This window comes from Bacillus bruguierae (assembly GCF_037104725.1).
GTDB lineage: Bacteria > Bacillota > Bacilli > Bacillales > Bacillaceae_G > Bacillus_A > Bacillus_A bruguierae.
Map to the genome: position 1 here is coordinate 56,755 of NZ_JBAWSX010000015.1, position 22,259 is coordinate 79,013.

Genomic DNA, 22,259 nt, shown 5'->3' on the forward strand with positions numbered 1-22,259 from the left:
GCATGCACTTGCTTGCGGAAGGGTGAGAAGATGAATACATTAAAACAATTTTTAAAAATACCGGGTACGTATGTAGGGGGTGTAGTAGCGTTAGCGTTTCAACTTATTTTCTTTTGCGTTTGGCTGACAGCGTATGATGGAGTAAATGAAAGAGCGGATCAAATGCACATTGCTATTGTGAATCAGGATACGAACATGGGAAGTAAAGTAACAGAAGGTTTACAGAAGAACTTACCTTTTCAAGTAACAAAAGAAAAATCTATGGAAGAAGCAAAAGAAGAAATGAATGCACATGCATACGATATGATTATTGAAATTCCGACTTCTTTTTCAAAGGATGTAAGTGAAAAAGGAAAAACAGATTTAATCTTTCATATTAACCAAGCAAACGCTATGATGGCAAAGCAGATGATGGAAGGAGTTGCGAAACAAGTTCGTGACAATGTAAATAAAGAAATATCAAATTATAAGCAGCAAGCAGTTGCTGGAAAATTACAAGCCATGGGACCAGGAAGTGTAGAAGCAATAAAAGGCTTAACTGAAGACTCAGTTGGATTTACGATTTATAAAGTAAATGATGCGAAAGGATTTTCTGTCAACATGGTACCGCTTATGATCGTGTTAGCTTCATTTGTAGGAGCGATGATTATGAGCATGGAGTTATATAAAGTATCGCAACTTGTTGAAAGAGGTTTGGGGAATTTCTTTTCAAGGCAACTTATTAATATGGCTGTTGCTGTAGTATTGGCAATTATTACAATTGTTTTGATGAAGTTCTTTCAGATTCCAATACAGGAACCGATATTTACGGTTTGGTTGTTTCAAACCATTGTCTTTTTTGCTTTTCTTTCCTTAACGCAAATGTTTCTTAATTTATTTGGAAATGCGGGGATGCTATTTAATATTCTTACGTTATCTTTACAGCTTGTGAGCGCTGGTGTGATGGTACCGCATGTGATGCTATCACATACGTATCAAACAATTGGAAATTTACTTCCTGCCACATATGCAGCAGATGGATATTATACAATTATATTTGGAGGAGAGAATCTAACAAAAAATATCATGTTTTTATGCATGATTATTGCGGTGACTCAAATAATTGCTGTAATCGGATATAAAATATCTATCTCATTGAAGAAAAATCAAACTGTAATAAAAGGGAATGAAGCATAAAGAAAAAGGTATCCTTTGAAAGGGATACCTTTTGTATATTACTTTTCAATTCTTGCCCATTTAAAGTTTAATGGACCTGCAAAATCAACCTCAACGACACCTTTTACATAAGAGCGCTGTAAATAAGATTTTCCGTTTTGATATAGAGGTGAGATTACCGCATCTTTAAATAAGATTTTTTCTGTTTGTTTTAAAGCTTCCCAGCGTGCTTTTTCATTACCAGCGAGATCTGTTTTTACTTTTTTGATTAAATCATCAAATTCCTTATTAGAGTAATGATCTAAGTTGTATGGATTACCGGTTGTGAACAATTCTAAGAATGTAATTGGATCAGCAAAGTCTGGACTCCAGCCATCGATACCAATTTCATAATTGCCTTGTAATAATAAAGTTACTTGTTGCTTACGAGGCTGTGGTTTTAATGTAACTGTTAATCCTTCTAAGTTTTTCTCAAGTTGCTCTTTTAAATACGCTCCTGTTTTCTTTGATAAATCCGTATCGCTTGTTAAAAGTTCTAGTGTAATTTTATCTGGTCCAAGTTCTTGTTTTGCTTTTTTCCATAATTTTTGAGCCTCTTTTGGACTTTCTTTTGTTAAGTCACCATTTTCAGCGCGGAAGTCTTTTCCGTTCGGTCCTTTTGCAAAGTTTTTTGGAATAAGCGAGTAGGCAGGAAGAGAGCCATCATTCAATAGAACATTTACAAAAGCTTTTTTATCGATTGTTTTATCAATAGCTTGGCGAGCATTAATGTTTTGTAGTACTTTATTTTGTTGGTTCATGCGTAAAAATTGTACGCCGACAGCTGGTCGTTCTTTAAAATTAGAATCTTTACGGTATTTATCAACTAAATCAGATGTTAAAACAACACGGTCAAGTTGTTTAGATTCGTATAGGTTTACCTCTGTTGATTTCTCTTTCACGATATTAAAATTAATTTCTTCTAATTTTACAACATCTTTATCCCAATAGTTTGGATTTTTCTTAAATTGGAAGCTTTGTTCATGTTTCCAATTTTCTAATGTAAAGGCCCCATTATAAATTAATGCGTTAGACTCTAAAGCGTACTTCTTGCCTTGTGATTTAAAGAATTCTTCGTTAACAGGCAGGAATGTTGGGAACGCTGTTAAGCTAATAAAGTAAGGCACAGGGCGGTCTAACTCTACTTCCAATGTTTTATCATCAATTGCTTTTACACCTAGTTGATCAAGCGAAAGCTCTTTATTGTTAATCTTTTGCGCATTTTTTATGTCAAAGAATAAGAAAGCATATTCAGAAGCTGTTGCAGGATCAACAGCACGTTGCCAAGCGAATACGAAGTCTTTCGCTGTAACAGGTGTTCCATTGGACCATTTTGAATCTCGTAAATGAAACGTATATTTTGTTTTATCTGCATTAACATCATGCGATTTCGCGACACCAGGAACAGGTTTGTTTCCTTCTCCAAGGTTATATAAGCCTTCAAATACGTTTCTCATCACTTGCCCAGAATCGGTATCTGTTGCACGTGCCGTATCCATCGTACGAATTTCAGTAGGAGATGCTAAGTTAAGTACTTGTTTATCAGGTGCTTTATCTTTTGCTTTTACATCGTTCGCGTTATCTTTATTATAGCTACCGCATCCTGTTAATAATAAGCTTGCTCCTAAAACAGATACGACAGCAGGTAAAAATTTCTTTTTCATGTTTTGTTCCTCCCTAAATTGTTTGTCTACTTTGTTTTCATGTTTTGTTGGCCAACAATTATGAGGGAAATAAAAAATCCCTCTTTTCGTATAGAAAAAGAGGGATTTAAATGTTATAAATGTGCGCACATTTATAAACAAAGTCCCTCATTCTATCTTTCAAGCTAACTGCTTGCAGGAAGTGGCACAGTATTCGCAAGCGAACCTGTTGCCGAGGTTTCACAGGGCCAGTCCCTCCACCTCTCTGGATACAATGAGTAAACATAATAAATAAGTATTAAATTTTGTGTTGCTTTGATTATTCAAAATATTAGCACTGAGATAAAAGAACTGTCAATTAGAATATTAATATTTTGAATTTTAAGTTTAATCAGAACGGAAGGTCATCAAACATTTGCTTGATGACCTTATATATATATCCAAGTAAAAAAACGACATAAAAACCTATTTCTTTTTAGGGGTGGACAAGAGCGTCTGGCCGTGTATAGAAGCGGTTAGGGCCTTTTCCTGCCACATGCCAGGTTTAAAATAAAGGGAGCAAGCGAGTACAGCTCATGTTGTATTTTGCATAGCAGCGACTTATATGTCGAAAAATTAAAATGATCTGAGTTAGCCTCAGTCTTGTTTTACAATTGAATTGTTTTTCCACTAGCTTTTTTATTTGTTGCTTCAATTGCCTCTTGTATCATGTTCATAAAATTATTTTCATATAATACTTTCAAACCTGCTGCAGTTGCGCCACCGGGTGTTGTCACTTGTTCACGAAGCATAGCAGGATTGTTTTCACTTTCTAGCATAGAAGCAGACCCCGTAATCATTTTAATTACGAGATGCTTTGCAGTTATCTCATCGATACCATACCGTTTTGTTGCTTCAATTAAGCTCTCGGCAAAATAGTAGAGAAAGGCAGGGGCGCTTCCTGTGACAGCTGTTAGTTGATGAATTTCTTCTTCTGTACATAATTGTGCGTCTCCAATACCTTTTACGAGCATTTGCAAAATTTCAAGATGTCCTTTGCTTACAAAAGAGCCTGCTGTGTATAAAGAAATGGATTTCCCGATTGTAGCAGCTGTATTTGGCATAATCCAAGCAACGGCAGCACCTTTAGGAAGCTTTGATTCTAAATAAGAAGGTCCAATACCAGCTGCAACTGTTACAATAAACTGATTGCTGACAAGTGGAGAGAGTTCAGTTAACAGTTGTTCATGTGCTTCTGGAGGCATTGCTAAGACGATAACATCAACATCTGCCGCATATTGTTTCCAATCTGTTGTTGTAGAAACAGCATACTTTTCATGTAACTCTGTAAGCCTTTCTTGATTTCGTTGATTGGATACGACAATCTCAGCAATGTGTTCTTTACTTGTATGAAGAAGCCCGGCAAAAAGGGCTTCAGCCATACGACCTGCACCAATAAACAGCACTCTTTGTTTCTTTTGCATATTTTTTGATCCTTCCTGTAGGAAATGTATTGCTAAAACGATAACATTGATAAAAGAGAATTGTAAAAAGAAAAGGCTTGTATACAAAAAAATCCTAGTTTCAGAAAATAGCATTTCCGAAACTAGGATATATCATTAAGCTTTTGCCAAACCAAGTAGAACAGCCCCGCCAATAATTAAAGCACTACCAAGCGCGATAAATACCATTTGACGTTTTGTTTTCTTTTCACCTAAGAAGACAATTGCACCAAACGTTGAGATGACAATCCCTGTTTGAGATAATGAGAAGCTTGTTGCAACGCCAACTCGTGGTAAGGAAAGAAGTAAGAATAAGTTTCCTGTTCCCCAAAGTAGACCAGATACGATATTACGAATTGCATATTTGTTAAATGGCTTATGCTTAAATGTCAGTATAACTGCTCCAACAAACATACCAACTGCTTGCGGTAAAATAGCCGCCCAGCCATCAATGTTGTACCAACGAATAATAATTACATACCCAAAATAACCGAAAGTTGAAACAATTAGAGTGAGTAACCCTTTTTTCAATTGTCCTGGTGGTTGTGCATTTTCTTTATCATCTAAAGAAGTAAATACAACACCGATTACGATGAAAAGAATTGCAATCGTTCCCATAATAATTGTAGTAGTAGTTGTCCACTCGTGAAAGGCAATGACCCCAAAGATAGAAGTAGCTACAAGCTGCATACCTGTTGAAATGGTAACAGTTGTTGAGACGCCTATTGTTTGAACAGTTTTTAATTGATTGACTTGTCCTAAAGCCCAAAATAAACCAGAAATAAAGCCAACAATTAATATAGTTAAAGATAGTGCCGGTGTTGTAAATGCATACATAATTGTTGCGAAGAATAGAGCACCAATTGTCATACCGACCGTTTGGCTATATGCACCGCCACCCATTTTTACACTTACTAATAAAACGTTTCCCCATGCTAATGCAGGAAGAAGTGCTAATAAAATGTCCATTACAAGACTCCTTTCTTGTTATAGCAATAAAATATATGTAGTTCTAATGATTGGTAATTTTCCACTTAAGAAGTGATCGTTAAAACGATGAAGTAGTGATGTTTATAAGGAGAACGCAGTCATTATATAAACGCGTTTTCATATCTCCTTTTTTGGCACCTTCATATAATAACAGGAAAGAGTCTCCTTTAGAAAGTAAATTCAAATAGAATGTATATTTCTATGAATATGAAAATTGTAATAGTTTATGTGGAAATTTGAAGATATAATAAATCATAACAATTTGGATTTTTTATCCATTTAAATTAGTGTAGTAGGGGGAAATAGAATATAAAGGGGATGTAGGGTGTGAAAGATTATGTAGTGCAAGAACAGAAAACAAATAAGATTCAAGTAGTAAGAGCAGATACAATTCATATCGAAGGGATTGCCAAGATTTGTACAGATGGATGGTTAGCGACATATGAAGGTTTGCATAGCCAGGAATATATCGATTGTGTCATTGAAGAATACTATAATCATGAGCGTATTCATAAAGAAGTACTGACGAATAACGAAAATTGGTATGGATGGTTTGTCGCATTGGAAAACGAGAAAGTTGTTGGAGCAATTGGTGGAGGCACAACGGGTGAAAAGTGTGGAGAAATCTTTGTCCTATATTTAGATCCGAATCGAAGAAGAGAAGGAATTGGGACATTGTTAGTAGATTATTTTACAGAAATTCAAAAAGAAAAAGGAATTGTAGAGCAGTGGGTGTCGGTTGCCGAGGGGAATGAAAAAGGAATTCCCTTTTATGAAGCAAAAGGATTTGTAAAACAATCTGAACGTCCGAGTCAAGGAAGTACAGAAGAAGAATCGGCTGTATCTTGCAGGTACTGCCGAAATATATAGCAAAATAGCCTCCGCTAAAGAGGCTATTTTGCATTTACATGTTCCTTTTGTTCGTAGTGCACAAGCTGATTATTGTGGAAAACAGAAGTATGGTCATATACGCCTTCTTCTTGTAAAACCGAGGGTAAAAAGTGCTTTGTTAAAGAGTTTATCCCTCTATTTTCTTTAGATAAAATCCAAGAAATATGCTTCCAATCTAAAATACCTTCAGCTACTTTTTTTGGCGTGTAATAAGAAATATGAGCTGGGAGATTAGCGGTAAACAGGTATAATCCACCGGAATTTGTATTGTCGATTGTCCATGATAATGTTCCTTTATAGATGACTTCTTGCTCTGTTAAATGTAGTCCTGTTTCTTCTTCAATCTCACGTAGAATGCATGCCATTGGCGTTTCTGTTTCTATCATTTTACCACCAACGCCATTCCACAAGCCTTGCAGCGGTGCTTTTTCTCGATTTAGCATTAGTATTTCATCGTCGTTTCGAATAAAACAAAGTGTTTGGTTATACATATAATTCCCCCTTATTTTCTATAATTCTACATAAACATCTACTTTTCATTTCATTTCGCGGGAAATAATATAAAAAGCAGTAGCTTTGTCGAAAGCTACTGCTAGAAAGAAGTTACCTTTTTATTGATAAATTGAATGAGTAATAAAAAGACAATTGACATACCGACTGTTGTAAGAACGAGTGCCCAGGCAAGCGGCATGTTACTTGCATCAATTGCCATGTAAATTGCAGTTGGAATAGTTTGTGTTTTACCGGGAATATTACCAGCAAACATAAGCGTCGCACCGAATTCCCCTAGGGCGCGGACGAAACTTAAAATCATTCCACCAAGTAGAGAAGGGAACGCGAGCGGTAATGTTACATGTAAGAACACTTGTAATTCATTTGCTCCAAGGTCTCTAGCTCCGTCTTCAATTTGTTCATTGGCAATGATAAAACCCGTTTTTGCTGATTGGTACATAAGCGGAAATGCAACTACAGTTGCAGCAATTATAGCAGCCCAAGATGTAAACATAATCGATTGTTGAAACAAAGTTTCGATCCACTGACCGATGGGACTGTTTTTTCCAAAGATGATAATGAGAAAAAATCCAATTACAGTGGGCGGCAGTACCATCGGTAATAGAAAAATGGTTTCTAATAAAATTTTATAGCGCTTCGAGGATCGAGCTAAAACACGGCCAATTATCGTTCCGAACACCATCACAATGATCGTAGAAAGTGCAGCAACTTTTAGTGAAAGAATGATAGGTGACCAAAATGTATCAAATATCATAGTTACAATTACAGCACTGTAAAACCATATTTTTTAAAGATGGCTATAGCGTCTTTAGACTGTAAATATTCATAAAAAGCAGTTGCCTCTTTTTTATGTTTCGTTGCTTTTACGATACCTAATGGATAGCGGATTGGTTCGTGTGAATTCGCCTGTGCTGTAGTAGCAATTTTTACTTTCTTTGAAATAAGGGCGTCTGTTTTATAAACAATCCCTGCATTAACGTTTCCTGTTTCTACGTACGTTAATACTTGGCGCACATCTTTTGTGTATACAACTTTATTTTGAAGGTCGTTCCAAAGATTTAAATGAGTAAGCGCCTCTTTTGCGTATTTTCCAGCTGGAACAGATTCAGGTGTACCTAGTGCGATTTTTGTTACTTGCTCATCTTTTAACGATTGAAAATCTTTTAGATTACTATCTTTAGGAACAACTAATACTAGCTCATTGCCGAGTAGATTTTTCCCTTCTTTCTGATCAATAAGTCCTTTCGTTACGAGTGTTTGAAATTTATCTTCTGCGGCAGAGAAGAATAAATCAACAGGAGCTCCTTGTTCAATTTGCTGTTGAAGCTTGCCAGAACCGTCGAAGTTAAATGAGAGCTTTATATTTTGTTCTTTTTTCTCATATTGTGTTTGAATTTCTTTTAGTGCATCTTGTAAACTAGCTGCTGCAGAAATGGTAAGTTCAACCTTTTCTTCTTTAGCTGTTGTTTTTTCTTGTTTATTTGTGCTTGTACACCCCGTACTGATTACGAGAAGTAGTGTGAGTAAAATACTGCAAGTAACGCGAAATATGTACTTGTTCATTTTCATTTCTCCCTTCTTTTATCCCCATTTTAATTATAACTAAATATATTTAATTATAAATAGTTATAATTAGTTATGTTGTGATTTTTCTCACGATAGTGAAAATAAATAGAAGCAAAACTGTTATTTTTGTTACAATGAAGGCAGAAAGCGAGGAATCGGTTTATGGATCATCATTCCTACACAACAGAAGAAGTAGCGAAGCGGTTAAAAGTATCGAAATTAACAGTGTATGATTTAATTAAAAAAGGTGAATTGCCCTCTTATCGAGTTGGTAGGCAAATGCGTGTTGATGCAAGTGATTTAGAGCAATATATTACAGAGATGAAAACAGGAAAAGTACAGGTAGTTTCTTCATCTATGCAAGTAATGAACCCGCTAAGTAAATCTGATTCTTGTATTATCAGTGGACAAGATTTATCTTTAGATATGTTAACGAAACATGTAGAGAGCCGTTTGAAAGCTTCTAATATGCTACGGGCATATCAAGGGAGTTTAACAAGTTTGATTCAGATGTATCAAGGAAAAGGAGACATTGTTAGTCTTCATTTGTTCGATGGGGATACGGGAGAATACAACATTCCGTATGTAAAACGAATTTTAGTTGGACAGCCTTGTATTGTTATGAATTTATTATCAAGAACATCAGGTTTTTATGTGCAAAAAGGAAATCCGAAACAGATAAAGACATGGAATGATTTATGTAATCCATCCATTCAATTTGTAAATAGGGAAAGAGGATCTGGTATTCGTGTTCTTGTCGATGAACAATTGCGTATAAATGGAATATCGAAAACGGACATTTGTGGCTATGATTGGGAAGAATCAAATCATATTGGCGTTGCTTCTCAAGTTGCAAATGGAAAAGCTGATGTAGGAGTAGGAACAGAAAAAGTAGCGCAAATTGTAAATGTAGATTTTGTTCCACTTATACAAGAACGCTATGATTTGGTAATTTTAAAAACAGAAGAGAATATGGAGTTAATTGAAACAGTAAATTCGGTATTACAGTCTTCTGAATTTCAAAACGAACTGCGTGCTATTGGTGGTTATGATATAAGTAAAACAGGTCAAATTATATATGAAACAAATTAAAAAGTGCTGCTTGTAAGATTACAAGCAGCACTTTTTATTTATATAAAGGGGGGGAAGTGCACTTTCATGCAAGGACATGTGCGAGTGCGTAAACAACTGCTGTAAGAAGAGCCGCACCGCCTATAAGTCCCATGTAATCAAATTTGTTAAAAGTAATGTTGTTCATAGTTATCTCTCCTTACTTATGTAATAGCAGCAACAACTTTTGCATCGATAAGGGGGGATAACACGAGCCGCATTGTAGTTGCAATTGTGTTTATTATGTGAGTGCCTTTTCGATGTGTTTTTGTTGCCCTGTTTCTGTTTTAAGTATATGACAGGTGTAGGGAAGTAACTATCGAATTAGCTTACAGTAGGATTACAGTTTTGTAAGGGAAATATTTTAAAAATTGTCACTTATTTTTATTACCAACTATTAATACTTAGTGTTATAATTAAAAATAAATACAGTTATAAAAAATTAAATTGTAGAAGGGAACAGATCGAATGTATACATTCATTGTAAGGGTGTTGAAATATATATTTAAAACATTTGGGAAAGTGGAGGTATATGGAAAAGAAAAATTACCGCAAAGCGGAGCATATGTTGTAGCTTGTACCCATACAAGCTGGATGGATGTTGTCATGTTAGCAACGGGAATGTTACCAACGAAAATTTACTACATGGCGAAAAAGGAATTGTTTCAAAGTAAATTTGGAAATTGGTTTTTTAAGGGGGTAAATGCGTTTCCGGTTGATCGTGAAAATCCAGGGCCGAGTACGCTGAAAATTCCATCTAGGTTATTAAAAGAAGGAAAGGTTGTTGGGATTTTTCCGAGCGGAACGAGATCTGCCGAAGCGACTTCATTGAAAGCCGGTGCTGTTACAATTGCCTTTCGTTCTAATGTTCCGTTAGTTCCGGCTGCATACGTTGGGCCTAACAGCTTAAAAGAATTGTTTCGCGGAAAAAGAGCGCAATTAATTTTTGGTGACCCGATTCAAGTGGAGCAGTCAGCACAGATGGATCGTAAAGAAGTGATGCAATTGATGACAGAAAAATTAAATGAGACGTTTACACAGTTAAAAGAAACGTTGCAAGAAGATAAAGTGAAACTTTAATCAGTGGGAGGTTTTCTTCATCCTCCACTGATTATTAGCCCTCACCAATCGGGCACATGCCAGCAGTTTATCTCCCACCGAACATTCTAGCCACTGGAACTGGACAATGCTTTCGCTGAATTTTGAGGTGGAAGTATTACTGCCCGCGAATAGCGGGATAAAACAGCATAATGGTAATAGGAAAAGACGACCTGGCATAGAAGGTCGTCTTTTCAAATTTATCTATATAAGGGGAAAGGGGACACAAAATTATATAAGAATTACTGCGGCAACGTAAATGAATGCTGTAAGAAGAGCTGCACCGCTAGCAAGTCCAACGTAATCAAATTTATTAAAAGTAATTTGGTTTTCCATGATAATCTCTCCTTACCTGTTTAATGTAATAGAAACAGTTTGTTTACTTACCGTGTTTCTGACTTTATTGTACGAAATCAGGGAAGTTTGAACTATCGAATTAGCTTACAGGAAGCTTACATTTTTGTAAGAGAAGTGTAAGGCAGTTCAATGGTATACATATCCTTTTTTTTCTAAACTGAAAGAAAGGTTACGTATAAAATACAAGGGAGGAAACCAAAATGGAAAAAATACGGAGACGTGTATTTTTGGGGGTACTTGCTAGTATTGCTATCGTTGTCTTACTATTACCAACAAAGCTTGGTCCAGTAATTGATAAATATAATCCATTTTATCAAACGAAAGCGTATTACACAGTCGTAAAAGGTATTGGTCAACATATTGGAGATGGCTGGTATGAATATGAGTTTGTTGGATATGATGAAGATGGACGGGAACAGAAGATTACAAAAACGATTCAGAAAATGTTAAAACAAAATGAACCGTTAGAAATTATTGCAAAAGGGCGTTATGCTGAGAGATTAGTTGAAATAGATAAAGAAGATATTCCGTTAAATGCAAAAGGAAAACTTTTAACAATACGATAAAAAGAAAGACTTCTATCATTGTTTAATGAAAGTTTTACCTTATTACAATATTGTAAGGTACCTGTAATGTAATTCGATAGTTGTGATAGCGAGTATTATCTATAATAAAAATAGAAAGGATGAAATACATCTTTCTGTCTGAATCAATAATGTGATGAAAAGGATTAACAACCAACTATATGTAAGTCTCATCTCAAAAGAGATGGGACTATTTTTCTACCTTACAAAAATGTAAGGTTTACGTAAGCAAATTCAATGGCTCTTTTGTCATATTTCTCTCATAATGAAAATAGATATAAAAGTTAGGGAGATTATAGAAGGGAGACGAGTGAGATGCAAAAAGAAGAAGTAGTTAAGGTTCCGGTAGTAGAGTGTTTTAGCTACTTTGGTGTTGCGATTGTATGTATTGGGATTTTTGATATAATCACAAACTTAATTGTTTAATAAATAGATGAAACAAGAAGGCGAGCCTTCTTGTTTTTTATTTTATATACATTTTAGAAAGTTGTACTATATAAATACAAGTTAAAAAAGCGACATACCCCCCTTTTTTCTTTTGAGGCGGGCGAGAGCATCTGGCTATGTATAGAAGTGGTCAGGGCCTTTTTCTTTCACATACAAGGGGAGAAAGAAAGTAGCGGTTATGTTGTATTCTGCATAGCAGCGATTTCTATGTTAAAAAATTAAAATGGGTTTATATACAATGCCAGAAAGAGGTGATAGAAATGAAATGGATTGATAGTCATATACATTTGGATCAATATAAAAAAGAAGAGCAATTACAGTTAATTGAAGATATACAAAAGACGAAGGAAATAGCGGCAATAATTGCTGTGTCGATGAATGATCATTCTTGTCAGCAAACATTGGAGCTAGCAAAGAACTATCCATTTATATATCCAGCTCTCGGATATCACCCTGAGCAAGAAGTTGATTTCATACAATGCGAAAAAATTTGTGAATTAATCGAAAAAGAAGCACATCGTATTGCGGCGATTGGGGAAGTTGGTTTACCTTACTATTTACGTCAAGAAAATCCAAAGTTGTTGCTAGAGCCATATATTGAAATGCTAGAAAGATTTGTATATATGGCTCAAAAATATAATTTGCCAATTATATTACACGCTGTTTATGATGACGCGGAAGTTGTTTGTGATTTACTTGAATCTTATCGAATACGCCGAGCTCACTTTCATTGGTTTAAGGGGAGTCAACGAACGATGGAGAGAATGATCGAGAATGAGTATTATATTTCGGTTACTCCTGACATTGTATATAAAGAAAAAATTAAAGATATTGTTGCTTTTTATCCGTTATCACGTCTTATGGTCGAAACGGATGGACCGTGGAAATTTAATGATGAAATGACGCATCCGCATATGATTTTGCAAGTATTAAAGAGTGTGAGTGAAGTAAAAGGACTAGTCCTTGAAGATACAGCGGAAACTATTTATAAAAATACAGTTCAATTTTATAATCTATAATATATATAGGTTAAAAGAACGACATAAAAACCCTCTTTCTTTTGAGGTGGGCGAGAGCATCTGGCCATGCATAGAAGCGGTCAGGGCCTTTTTCTGCCACATGCAGAGTTTAAAACAAAGGGAGGAAGCAAGTAGTGGTCATGTTGTATTCTGCATAGCAGAGCTAGACAAAGATGTCGGAAAATTAGAATGGATATATATAATAGAAGATGGTTTAAATTAGTTTCAATGATTGCTAGAGAAATGTTACATTTTTATATTTGTTTCGTATCTTCTGCATCACAAAATCAGATTTAAGAAGGATGTCGATTCTGGATATTCTTGGTATGATAGATAATGAAGCAGTTGTATATACGTAATGCTGAAAGGGGATAAATTTCAGCGGAAGAAGAGGGAATATACATGAAGAAATTCTTTGTAGGATTCTTAGTAGTTTTAGGAGTATATATGTTTTTTCGAGGCGAATCAGAAGGCGTGGAAAAATCCGTAAAACAAACGAGTTACGTTAATTCAGAAGAAGCAAAACAGGCGAAACAAATTATTAGCGAAGAGGCTAAGAAATATGATCTTCCAGAATGGATACCTCTTACAATTGCTGAGCATGAGAGCCGATTTAATCCAAAAGCAGTTGGAGATCATGGGACATCGTTTGGGTTGTTTCAATTGCATCGCGGTGGTGGACTTGCTCCTGAGCATGTAACAGATGAGGAGTTAAAAGACCCGCACAAAAATGCTGAAATTGCTATGCCACATTTGGCAAAAGGATATAAAAGAGGTATGGAGAAAGGGTTAACAGAACTTGAGTTACTTAAATATGTAGCGAACACATCTGGTTGGCCGGGTAATCTCGGAACAGAGTGGACTGATAAAAATATGAAATATAATATTGGACTAGAGAATGTGTATCATAAAAATAAAGGTGTTATGAAAGAGTAGGCCCGGAGATGACCTACTCTATTTTTCTGTAAAATATGTCTCTAGCTGTTCTTTTACTGCTTGTAATTGCGTAGAAACTTGAGGAATATTGTATCCGACGTATAGTGGTGAAACGACAAACCGAGGAACAATTTTACATATCATTTTTCCCTCTAAGTTATAAAAGAACATATTATAACTATTACACCGTTTATGAAAATCGTGTAATACGTAGCGTACTGTTTTTTGAATATAATCGGCCATCAAATCAATTTGAGTTGTATTTTCTATTATAATGTTAAACTCTGTAAAACCGATAATTGGACGAGTAGAAATATTCAGTTCAATTCCGTGTTTTTTGCTTACAATGATTCCTTTGAAATGTTCTGTTTTTATATTTTGTCGATAGTCGACTTGTTCCATACCAATAATTTGCATATGTGCATGGTGGATTGTTCCCCCTGATAAAGGTCCATGATTTTTATATAAAATAACAGATTGGAATTTTCCGCTTTCTTCTAACGATAACCAGTGCCCAACTGAGAATCGGATAAGTTTTCGCATATGCTTTTGTGTATAGGTTGCAATATGATCATGACAGTTATCGGTTTCGATAATGACCGTTTGTAATGTATTTTGTAATGTTGGATATTTATTTTTTAGCCAAATGATTGCTTCATCCGTTTCTAAAATATCGTTTAGTTGTGTTTGATCGCAAAATGGGCAAGCTGTTTCTTTATTTTGCATGCTGTTTGGTTTTTGTTGCCCAATCTGATTTAAAAAGTATAGTTGTTGTGTCTCCATTTCTCTTCCCCCGTATCTGTCGAATTCCGATTGGTATATATTCGTGAAAAGTCGATCTAAATCCTTTCTGGTAAAATTAGGAGATGATTGAAGGGAGTAACTAGTGTATGGGAGAACAATAAAATGTATTGTTTTGAGACATAGGGTCTATTACAAGTACATCAAAGAGGATATTTGTAATTAGAAGCTTTTTGAAAGGATTTTCATTGCTCGTTACTTATTGTGATAAAAATTGCCTTGCGGTGGAATAAAATAAAGACGAGATATCCTGATTACTTCAAGGTATCTCGTCTTTATTTTTTCGTTAATAGTGTTGCTGTTTCTCTTTTATTATTCAAATGATGTAAGATAACAACGCTACTTACAAGTATTATCATGGCTTTCTTCATATTTGTCCCCTTTTTATAAATTGTTCATTTCATCAACGATTGGTTTTGCATCAATTAAAATCTGAATAACAGTTTTTACGATATCCATCATTTCCGATTCCTCCTTTTTACATGTTGTTCAATTCTTGTACCACAGCTTTACCATTCACCAATACTTCTAAGATTGCTTTTACCATATTCATCATCTTATTTGTCTCCTTTTGTCTGCCGCTTGTTTATACTCTTATTGTATCGGGAAGCTTGTTTTGTAACTATCGATTTCCATTACGGCAATATAACAGTTTTGTAAGGATCATTGTTATTTAATGAAAGGTTTCTTTTGGCTGTGTAACAGATGTCTTTTATGTATGAATATGTCTATTTACATTATTTTCAGAAAAATGACTATCCAAACGTGTTTTAGGAGAGTATAATGAAAAGGTAAGTATAAAATTCCGTACGAAAGAGGTGAAAGAGATGAATCGTTCTATAGTTATGCGCACGCAATTTTTAGATTTTATCTACATTTGTCGTGCAATTTTTCATCGTGTAGTTGCTAACGGGATACGTATGCCCTTTTTTAGCAATTTCATAATAACTATTGAACGATAGAGGTCTCTTCACCCATTTTATAGAAACGTGTGAAAAGGGAACTATGGTAGTTCCCTTTTCTATTTTGAAATAAAAGCCGTGGGTAAGGTTCTTTACTCATGGCTTTTTTACGTTGAAAGGAGTACGGAAAAGATGATGATTTGTAGTGTAAACAATATAGCGAAGACGTTTGGTGGAAATATCATATTTGAAAATATATCATTTGAAATAAAGAAAGGCGAACGTATTGGTTTAGTTGGCCGAAATGGCAGCGGGAAAACAACAATTTTTCAACTGTTAATAGGAATTGAACATGTGGATGGCGGTGCGATTCATATGAAGAAAGGTACACAGATTGGTCATGTTGCTCAAATTCCGAGGTTTGCGGAAGGAATGACTGTATATGATGTATTACGTTCTGCATTTGCGAAAGAGCAAGCATTAGAAAGAAAGATGCGTGAGCTTGAACAGAAGATGGCCATAAATGTTACGGAAAAAATAATGACGGAGTACGGAGAAATACAGGAGCAGTTTTCGTTTTTAGGCGGTTATGAAATAGAAGCGAATATGATGAAAGTGGTCAATGGACTGCAAGTGACGGAATTATTTTCACGCGATTTTAGGGAGCTAAGCGGCGGTGAACAGACGAAAGTGAGTCTTGCATACATGCTTCTTAAAAAGCCGGACTTATTGCTCCTAGACGAACCGACAAACCATTTAGATTTATTCGCAGTGGAATGGCTTGAGCAATTTTTAAAGGAATATGACGGGACAGTTGTTGTAATCTCACATGATCGGTATTTCTTAGATGAAGTCGTAACGAAGATTTTTGATTTAGAAGATGGGGAATTACATGTATATCATACGAACTATTCACAGTTTGTAAAGGAGAAAGAAGAAAGATTATTACAAGAGTTTCAAGCGTATCAAGAGCAACAAAAGAAAATAAAGAAAATGAAGGAAGCTATTAAAAGGCTTAGGGAGTGGGCCAATCAAGCAAATCCGCCAAACGAGGGATTGCATAAACGTGCCCGCAATATGGAACGTGCCCTAGAGCGAATGGAGAAATTGAAGAAACCGGTTTTAGAGCATAAGCAAATGGGTCTTCAGTTTGAAGGACAAGAACGAAGCGGGAAAGACGTTGTGATCATGAAAGAAGTGGGAAAGAATTTTGCTGATCGTGCTTTATTTCAAAATGTAGAATTACATGTTCGTTTTCAAGAGCGCGTTGCAATCGTTGGACGGAACGGTACAGGAAAGACAACGTTATTGAAATTATTATTACAAGAGATGAGTCCAGATATAGGTGAAATTCGCATTGGTAGCGGAGTAAAGCTCGGTTATTTGTCTCAACATGTGCAAGTGAACAGTAAACAAACGGTATTAGAAATGTTTAGGGAGCAGGTAGCAGTAACAGAAGGCGAAGCACGTCATATACTTGCCCGCTTTCTATTCTACGGACCAGCTGTATTTAAAAAGGTGAATCAATTAAGCGGGGGCGAACGAATGCGTTTACGATTAGCGCAGCTCATGTATCAAGATATTAATTTTCTTGTACTTGATGAACCGACAAATCACCTTGATATTGAATCGAGAGAAGTTTTGGAAGAAGCGCTTGAACAGTATAATGGAACGATTTTAGCGGTTTCTCATGACCGTTATTTCTTAAATAAATTGTTTGCGAAAACGTATTGGATGGATAATCAAACAGCGTATGGATTTGCTGGGAATTACGCTTGGGCACGTGAAAAGTGGCAAGAAAAAAGGGAAACAGAACAACGAAGCGTTACGAAAAAGGAACGAGTAGCAGCTGTGCCAAAGCTTATAAATAAGGAGATTATCAACCTAGAAGAGCAGCTTATGTATGTCGAGCAAAGTATATACGAGTTAGATTGTAAAATGGCTAAAACGAAAAATGTTGCAGAGCTGGAGAAGCTGCATCATGAAAAAGAACAAAAAGAGTTGGTAAGAACAAAATTATATGAGGATTTAGAGAATAATATAGATATGTAGAACTAAAAAGCTGGTGTATACCAGCTTTTTAAATTGTTTGTATGTATTTTATTTATAAATCTATTTAAGTTTCCGCTTTGTTGTTATATTACACGTGACCTGCTTAATGTTTAGAGGTTGATTCTTTTTTTGTAGAAAATAACCACATGAAAAATTCATGAAATACCACTAAAAATAATGACTGTATAATATTCTCAATCCATTTAAATTGATTATAATTGTTATAATCAAATAAAACGAGAATAATATATAGGGGAATCAATAAAATTAAAGGTCTTTTAAGTTTTTGATTCATAAGTATCATTCTCCTTTACATATTAACCACAATGTTAACATAAAACACTTTTAATTTCTATATATTGGAATTTTATTGTAGTATTTCTGTTCGTTGTATTTAGTGCTCTTACTGGAGGGTTAATTAAAAAATTAACATTAGCTCGCCAAACTGTAGATGAACAGTATGAAAAATTGACTTCATCACATGAAGCGCTTTAAGAAGCGCATGAGCAATTGCAGCTATATGCAAAAGAGGTGGAAGAATTAACGGCAGTTAAAGAACGAAATGAAATTGCGCGTGAAATGAAACTCTCTTGCTTGGATGGAAAGGTACACATATTCATTTCTGATGATGGAGCAGGTGTAAATGAAGTGCATCCCGGTTTTGGACTAATCAAATTGAAAAAAAGAAAGCAGAATTTACAGCTTGGCACGCTGAATTCTGCTTTCTTTTTCTTGTGCTTCCGTTGGCCTAAGTGAAATGATAATCGCAATCCCGAACATGAAGATACACACTGAAAAGAGGACGAACGTCGGGAAGAACGGGAATAAGAGTAATGCTCCTAATATGACGAGCATTAAACAAATATAGTTCAAGACATGTAGGAATAACTTGTCCATGTTTTCTCCCCTTTATTAAGAATCTGCTATTATCGTATGCTCGTTTTACAAAAAATAGAATAGATTTTCAAGTATTTAAGTGTCGTTGTTTATATAAATGCAAATTAAAAAACGAAATAAAATCCCTTTTCTTTTTAGAGGGGGCGAGAACATCTGGCCGTGCATAGAAACGGTCGGGGCCTTTTCCTACCACATGCAAGATTGAAAACAAAAGGAGAAAACAAGTGCAGGTCATGTTGTATTCTGCATAGTAGCGAGTTATATGTTGAAAAATCAAAATGTATATACTTGTAAGGGAGAAGTACCCGGAATTTCATCGATGTACAGAAAATAAAAAAGAAGATAACCATACTATACATAGTAGATGGTTATCTTCTTTTCTATTTTTTATTATCCTTGTATTGTTTTAGGTAAAATATGTTGCCGGATGGCGTAAGCTACACCATTCTCGTCATTTGTCGCTGTTACGATATCACAGAGCTGTTTGACATCGTCCTCTGCATTTCCCATTGCAATCGACAAACCAGCTACTTCTAACATTGGTACATCATTAAAATTATCTCCAATGGCAATTGTATCTTGTAAAGGGATATGAAAGTATTTTGCCATTTCTTGCAATCCGTTGCCTTTATGCCCGTGTTTGTCCATAATTTCTAAGTTTGTTGGAGCAGATGCTGTCACCATTACTGCTGCATCTTTTTCTAATGATTGTAGTAATTGTGTACGATTATCTTTATTGAATGTAAGGATAAAGAATTTAGAAATTTCAATAGTTGAATCAGATATTACATCTTCGATACTTTGGAATGTTGTAATTAAGTTAGCCTTTAGCTGTTTTTCAGTAATTCGCTCAATTTCTTCAATTGTAATGTCAAGAGACTCTTTGTTTAGTTGAAAGGATTTCGTAACTTGTTCTTTCCAATTATATGGTGCATACACACCCTTGTTTGTATAGAGTTTATACGGAAACTCCTCCGCTTCGAGCTGCTTGGCAATTTCATATACTTTATCTTTTTTTAAAGTACGTGAGTGAATGACCTTTCCATCAGCGTATACTACTGCTCCATTACTAGCCCCAAGTGGAAGGGATAATTGGTATTGCTCAAGTAGTTTTAAAATATCTTCTTTAGCTCTACCAGAACAAATCATAACGATGTGTCCTGCTTCTTCAGCATTTCTGATTGCTTTTAAATTTTCATTGGAGATTTCTAGATTGGATGATAACAGTGTGCCATCCATATCAAGTGCGATTAATTTCAAAGTGACCACCTCTTTGTTTCCATCATACTATATAAATACAAATTAAAAAATCGACATAAAAACCCTCTTTCTTTTTAGGCAAGCGAGAGCATCGGGCTATGCATAGAAACCGTTAGAGCCTTTTCCTGCCACATGCAAGGTTTAAAACAAAGGAAGCAAGTGAGTAGCAATCATGTAGTATTCTGCATAATAGCGACTTATATGACGAAACTATTACACATATATTGGAAAATAATAGCATTAAAGATTCCTAAAAAAATTTGTAATAAATTCATAGAGCTATTGCTTAAATAAAATAGTTATGTTACATTAATGTTACAAACGTTACAGTTGATGTTTCAATGTAACGTTAAGATAAAAACTTTAAATAAATTATTTCTTGAAGATGACATAAATTCTAATTACATATAAATACTTATAAAAAAGGAGAATGAGAGCAATGGAAAATAAAGAAGTATTACAACTAACAAAAATGGATTTACTAGGATCAGCAGGAGCAGCAGCGGCATTAACAGCATTCATCATATTTCTATCAAGTGTTTTAGTTTAATTTATAAAAACAGAACGGAATATATACATCTTATAAAAGGAGAATGAGAACAATGGAAAACAAAGAAGTATTACAACTAACAAAAACGGACTTATTAGGATCAGCAGGAGCAGCAGCGGTATTAACAGCATTCATCGTAGTTCTATCAAGTGTTTTAGTTTAATTCATAGCAATTTTGTATAGGAAGTAGAGCGGAAAACTATTACAAAATGCAAGTTACATATAGAAATCTATTAAAGGGAGAATGAGAATAATGGAAAACAAAGAAGTATTACAATTAACAAAAACGGACTTATTAGGATCAGCAGGAGTAGCAATGGGTTTAACAGCACTAATTATGTTTCTATCAAGTGCTTTAGTATAATTTAAATAGATAAATTTGAACGTGAAAGACAAGAGGGGCTTCGAAAAACGAAGTTCCTTTTTTTATTGGGATATTATATAAATGCAAATTAAAAAAATGACATAAAACCCTCCCTCTTTTTAGGTGGACGAGAGCATCTAGCCATGCATAGAAGCAGTCAGGGCTTATGCATGGTTTAAGACAAAGGGAGAAAGCAAGTGTAATTCACGTTTTGCTTTACATAGCAGCGATTTATATGCTGAAAAATCAAAATGGATTGATATAGTAAGGGAAGTTTTACTTCGTGTAGCATAAATAGAAAAAAGTCGAATTTTCTATGTGAGAAAAAGGAAGGTATTTGACGGAAAAAATAGAAAATTTAAAATTGATAAAATAATTTGTGTTACAATTTGTTTTTTTGCTCACATTTGGAAGCGTTTACGGTTTTGGGAGAAGGTATTGGAAATTTATATTATAGGGGGATGAGGAAGTTATGAAACAAAAGTCTATGGATACTTTAGCGGCACAGATGGAGGATTTTTTCCCAGTACGTGATGTTGATCATTTAGAATTTTATGTTGGTAATGCAAAACAAACGAGTTATTACCTTGCGAGGGCATTTGGATTCAGCATAGCTGCATATTCTGGTTTAGAAACAGGAAATCGAGATAAAGTATCTTACGTACTTGTACAGAAAAATATGCGTTTTGTTGTGTCGGGTGCTTTAAATACGAATAGCCGCATTGCCGAGTTTGTAAAACAGCACGGTGATGGTGTAAAAGATGTGGCACTTCTAGTAGAAGATGTAGAGAAAGCATATGCAGAAGCTGTAAAGCGTGGTGCCGTTGCAATTGCTCCTCCAGAAGAGCTATCTGATGAACATGGAACTCTTAAAAAAGCGGTCATTGGCACATACGGTGATACGATTCATACACTTGTAGAAAGAAAAAATTATAAAGGTGCGTTTATGCCAGGGTATGAACCATTTGTATCTATCGTTCCAGTGGAAGAAACAGGTTTAGTTGCTGTTGATCATGTTGTTGGAAATGTGGAAAAAATGGAAGAATGGGTAAGTTATTACGAAAATGTAATGGGCTTTAAACAAATGATTCATTTTGACGATGATGATATTAGTACGGAGTATTCTGCGTTAATGTCGAAAGTCATGACAAATGGAAGCCGTATTAAGTTTCCAATCAATGAACCAGCAGAAGGAAAAAGAAAATCACAAATTCAGGAGTATTTAGAATTCTATAACGGAGCAGGTGTACAACACCTCGCGTTATTAACGAATGATATTGTGAAAACTGTTTCTGCGCTTCGTGCAAATGGCGTCGAATTTTTAGATACGCCAGATACGTATTACGAAGAGTTAACAGCACGTGTTGGTCAAATTGATGAAGAGATTGAAAAATTAAAAGAGCTAAAAATTCTTGTGGATCGTGATGATGAAGGATACTTATTACAAATTTTCACGAAGCCAATTGTAGATCGTCCAACTTTATTTATTGAGATTATTCAGCGTAAAGGATCAAGAGGGTTTGGTGAAGGTAATTTTAAAGCATTATTCGAATCGATTGAAAGAGAACAGGCGCGTCGCGGAAATCTGTAAAGTAAAAATTCTA

24 protein-coding genes, 1 pseudogene and 1 riboswitch are annotated in these 22,259 nt (G+C 35.1%); of the genes and pseudogenes, 14 read left to right on the forward strand and 11 right to left on the reverse strand.

The window, feature by feature from the left end; genetic code table 11:
* Positions 1-30: 30 nt before the first annotated feature.
* Positions 31-1,176, forward strand: coding sequence for a YhgE/Pip domain-containing protein (locus WAZ07_RS20400; RefSeq protein ID WP_336473900.1), 1,146 nt, complete (start codon positions 31-33; stop codon positions 1,174-1,176).
* Between the two features lie 38 nt (positions 1,177-1,214).
* Here the strand turns inward: WAZ07_RS20400 and WAZ07_RS20405 are convergent, their stop codons facing one another.
* The 3 genes from WAZ07_RS20405 to WAZ07_RS20415 form a co-directional block, all read right to left on the reverse strand.
* Positions 1,215-2,858 (reverse strand): peptide ABC transporter substrate-binding protein, encoded by a 1,644-nt coding sequence (locus tag WAZ07_RS20405; protein WP_336473901.1) that lies wholly within the window; start codon positions 2,856-2,858, stop codon positions 1,215-1,217.
* A 149-nt stretch (positions 2,859-3,007) separates the two neighbouring features.
* Positions 3,008-3,113: riboswitch (SAM riboswitch) on the reverse strand.
* Between the two features lie 371 nt (positions 3,114-3,484).
* Complete coding sequence (proC, locus tag WAZ07_RS20410; RefSeq protein ID WP_336473902.1) at positions 3,485-4,300, reverse strand: pyrroline-5-carboxylate reductase; 816 nt, start codon at positions 4,298-4,300, stop codon at positions 3,485-3,487.
* A gap of 135 nt (positions 4,301-4,435) precedes the next feature.
* A complete protein-coding gene (locus WAZ07_RS20415) occupies positions 4,436-5,287 on the reverse strand; it encodes a GRP family sugar transporter (protein WP_336473903.1) in 852 nt (283 codons plus the stop codon).
* A 348-nt stretch (positions 5,288-5,635) separates the two neighbouring features.
* Here WAZ07_RS20415 and WAZ07_RS20420 point away from each other — a divergent pair, with 348 nt between their 5' ends.
* Positions 5,636-6,178 (forward strand): GNAT family N-acetyltransferase, encoded by a 543-nt coding sequence (locus WAZ07_RS20420; protein ID WP_336473904.1) that lies wholly within the window; start codon positions 5,636-5,638, stop codon positions 6,176-6,178.
* A gap of 23 nt (positions 6,179-6,201) precedes the next feature.
* On the opposite strand, the gene WAZ07_RS20425 is transcribed toward WAZ07_RS20420, so the two are convergent.
* The 3 genes from WAZ07_RS20425 to modA form a co-directional block, all read right to left on the reverse strand.
* Positions 6,202-6,690 (reverse strand): NUDIX hydrolase, encoded by a 489-nt coding sequence (locus WAZ07_RS20425; RefSeq protein WP_336473905.1) that lies wholly within the window; start codon positions 6,688-6,690, stop codon positions 6,202-6,204.
* A 101-nt stretch (positions 6,691-6,791) separates the two neighbouring features.
* On the reverse strand, positions 6,792-7,466 hold the full coding sequence (modB, locus tag WAZ07_RS20430) for a molybdate ABC transporter permease subunit (RefSeq protein WP_336473906.1): 675 nt from the start codon (positions 7,464-7,466) through the stop codon (positions 6,792-6,794).
* A gap of 8 nt (positions 7,467-7,474) precedes the next feature.
* The gene (modA, locus tag WAZ07_RS20435; protein ID WP_336473907.1) at positions 7,475-8,275 is read right to left on the reverse strand and encodes a molybdate ABC transporter substrate-binding protein; all 801 of its coding nucleotides are present in this window, start codon (positions 8,273-8,275) and stop codon (positions 7,475-7,477) included.
* 165 nt (positions 8,276-8,440) lie between these two features.
* On the opposite strand from modA, the gene WAZ07_RS20440 reads away from it, so the two are divergent.
* Positions 8,441-9,370 (forward strand): helix-turn-helix transcriptional regulator, encoded by a 930-nt coding sequence (locus WAZ07_RS20440; RefSeq protein ID WP_336473908.1) that lies wholly within the window; start codon positions 8,441-8,443, stop codon positions 9,368-9,370.
* Between the two features lie 64 nt (positions 9,371-9,434).
* On the opposite strand, the gene WAZ07_RS20445 is transcribed toward WAZ07_RS20440, so the two are convergent.
* Positions 9,435-9,536 carry a DUF3948 family protein gene (locus tag WAZ07_RS20445; protein ID WP_090917216.1) on the reverse strand — a complete coding sequence of 34 codons (102 nt, stop codon included), beginning with the start codon at positions 9,534-9,536 and terminating at the stop codon, positions 9,435-9,437.
* A 320-nt stretch (positions 9,537-9,856) separates the two neighbouring features.
* On the opposite strand from WAZ07_RS20445, the gene WAZ07_RS20450 reads away from it, so the two are divergent.
* Positions 9,857-10,468 carry a lysophospholipid acyltransferase family protein gene (locus WAZ07_RS20450; RefSeq protein WP_336473909.1) on the forward strand — a complete coding sequence of 204 codons (612 nt, stop codon included), beginning with the start codon at positions 9,857-9,859 and terminating at the stop codon, positions 10,466-10,468.
* A 249-nt stretch (positions 10,469-10,717) separates the two neighbouring features.
* Here the strand turns inward: WAZ07_RS20450 and WAZ07_RS20455 are convergent, their stop codons facing one another.
* Positions 10,718-10,822, reverse strand: a complete 105-nt coding sequence (locus WAZ07_RS20455) for a DUF3948 family protein (RefSeq protein ID WP_336473910.1) — start codon at positions 10,820-10,822, stop codon at positions 10,718-10,720.
* Positions 10,823-11,052: 230 nt separating this feature from the next.
* Here WAZ07_RS20455 and WAZ07_RS20460 point away from each other — a divergent pair, with 230 nt between their 5' ends.
* The 3 genes from WAZ07_RS20460 to WAZ07_RS20470 all read left to right on the forward strand — a co-directional run bounded on the left by WAZ07_RS20460 (position 11,053) and on the right by WAZ07_RS20470 (position 13,829).
* Complete coding sequence (locus WAZ07_RS20460) at positions 11,053-11,409, forward strand: YxeA family protein (RefSeq protein ID WP_336473932.1); 357 nt, start codon at positions 11,053-11,055, stop codon at positions 11,407-11,409.
* 725 nt (positions 11,410-12,134) lie between these two features.
* Complete coding sequence (locus tag WAZ07_RS20465; protein ID WP_336473911.1) at positions 12,135-12,893, forward strand: TatD family hydrolase; 759 nt, start codon at positions 12,135-12,137, stop codon at positions 12,891-12,893.
* Between the two features lie 402 nt (positions 12,894-13,295).
* Positions 13,296-13,829, forward strand: a complete 534-nt coding sequence (locus WAZ07_RS20470) for a transglycosylase SLT domain-containing protein (RefSeq protein ID WP_336473912.1) — start codon at positions 13,296-13,298, stop codon at positions 13,827-13,829.
* An 18-nt stretch (positions 13,830-13,847) separates the two neighbouring features.
* On the opposite strand, the gene WAZ07_RS20475 is transcribed toward WAZ07_RS20470, so the two are convergent.
* On the reverse strand, positions 13,848-14,612 hold the full coding sequence (locus tag WAZ07_RS20475) for a DUF4931 domain-containing protein (RefSeq protein WP_336473913.1): 765 nt from the start codon (positions 14,610-14,612) through the stop codon (positions 13,848-13,850).
* Between the two features lie 845 nt (positions 14,613-15,457).
* Between WAZ07_RS20475 and WAZ07_RS20480 the strand changes: the two genes are divergently transcribed.
* From WAZ07_RS20480 to WAZ07_RS20490, 3 genes and pseudogenes are all read left to right on the forward strand, one after another.
* Positions 15,458-15,592: an RAxF-45 family protein gene (locus WAZ07_RS20480; RefSeq protein WP_090917231.1), complete on the forward strand. Its 135-nt coding sequence runs from the start codon at positions 15,458-15,460 to the stop codon at positions 15,590-15,592.
* A gap of 132 nt (positions 15,593-15,724) precedes the next feature.
* On the forward strand, positions 15,725-17,584 hold the full coding sequence (abc-f, locus tag WAZ07_RS20485) for a ribosomal protection-like ABC-F family protein (protein WP_336473914.1): 1,860 nt from the start codon (positions 15,725-15,727) through the stop codon (positions 17,582-17,584).
* A 378-nt stretch (positions 17,585-17,962) separates the two neighbouring features.
* Positions 17,963-18,166 (forward strand): annotated as a pseudogene (locus WAZ07_RS20490) (sensor histidine kinase); the annotation flags it as partial.
* Positions 18,167-18,280: 114 nt separating this feature from the next.
* Here the strand turns inward: WAZ07_RS20490 and WAZ07_RS20495 are convergent.
* Together WAZ07_RS20495 and WAZ07_RS20500 are read right to left on the reverse strand one after the other, a co-directional pair.
* Complete coding sequence (locus tag WAZ07_RS20495; protein WP_090917236.1) at positions 18,281-18,481, reverse strand: hypothetical protein; 201 nt, start codon at positions 18,479-18,481, stop codon at positions 18,281-18,283.
* 390 nt (positions 18,482-18,871) lie between these two features.
* Positions 18,872-19,741: a Cof-type HAD-IIB family hydrolase gene (locus WAZ07_RS20500; protein ID WP_413788932.1), complete on the reverse strand. Its 870-nt coding sequence runs from the start codon at positions 19,739-19,741 to the stop codon at positions 18,872-18,874.
* A gap of 439 nt (positions 19,742-20,180) precedes the next feature.
* Between WAZ07_RS20500 and WAZ07_RS20505 the strand changes: the two genes are divergently transcribed.
* The 4 genes from WAZ07_RS20505 (at position 20,181) to hppD (ending at position 22,246) form a co-directional block, all read left to right on the forward strand.
* Positions 20,181-20,291 (forward strand): DUF3948 family protein, encoded by a 111-nt coding sequence (locus tag WAZ07_RS20505; RefSeq protein ID WP_336473915.1) that lies wholly within the window; start codon positions 20,181-20,183, stop codon positions 20,289-20,291.
* A gap of 52 nt (positions 20,292-20,343) precedes the next feature.
* Entirely contained in the window at positions 20,344-20,454 is a 111-nt protein-coding gene (locus WAZ07_RS20510) for a DUF3948 family protein (RefSeq protein ID WP_336473916.1), read from the forward strand.
* 90 nt (positions 20,455-20,544) lie between these two features.
* Positions 20,545-20,655 (forward strand): DUF3948 family protein, encoded by a 111-nt coding sequence (locus WAZ07_RS20515; RefSeq protein ID WP_230317786.1) that lies wholly within the window; start codon positions 20,545-20,547, stop codon positions 20,653-20,655.
* Positions 20,656-21,127: 472 nt separating this feature from the next.
* Complete coding sequence (gene hppD / locus WAZ07_RS20520) at positions 21,128-22,246, forward strand: 4-hydroxyphenylpyruvate dioxygenase (RefSeq protein ID WP_336473917.1); 1,119 nt, start codon at positions 21,128-21,130, stop codon at positions 22,244-22,246.
* The last annotated feature ends 13 nt before the right edge of the window (positions 22,247-22,259 follow it).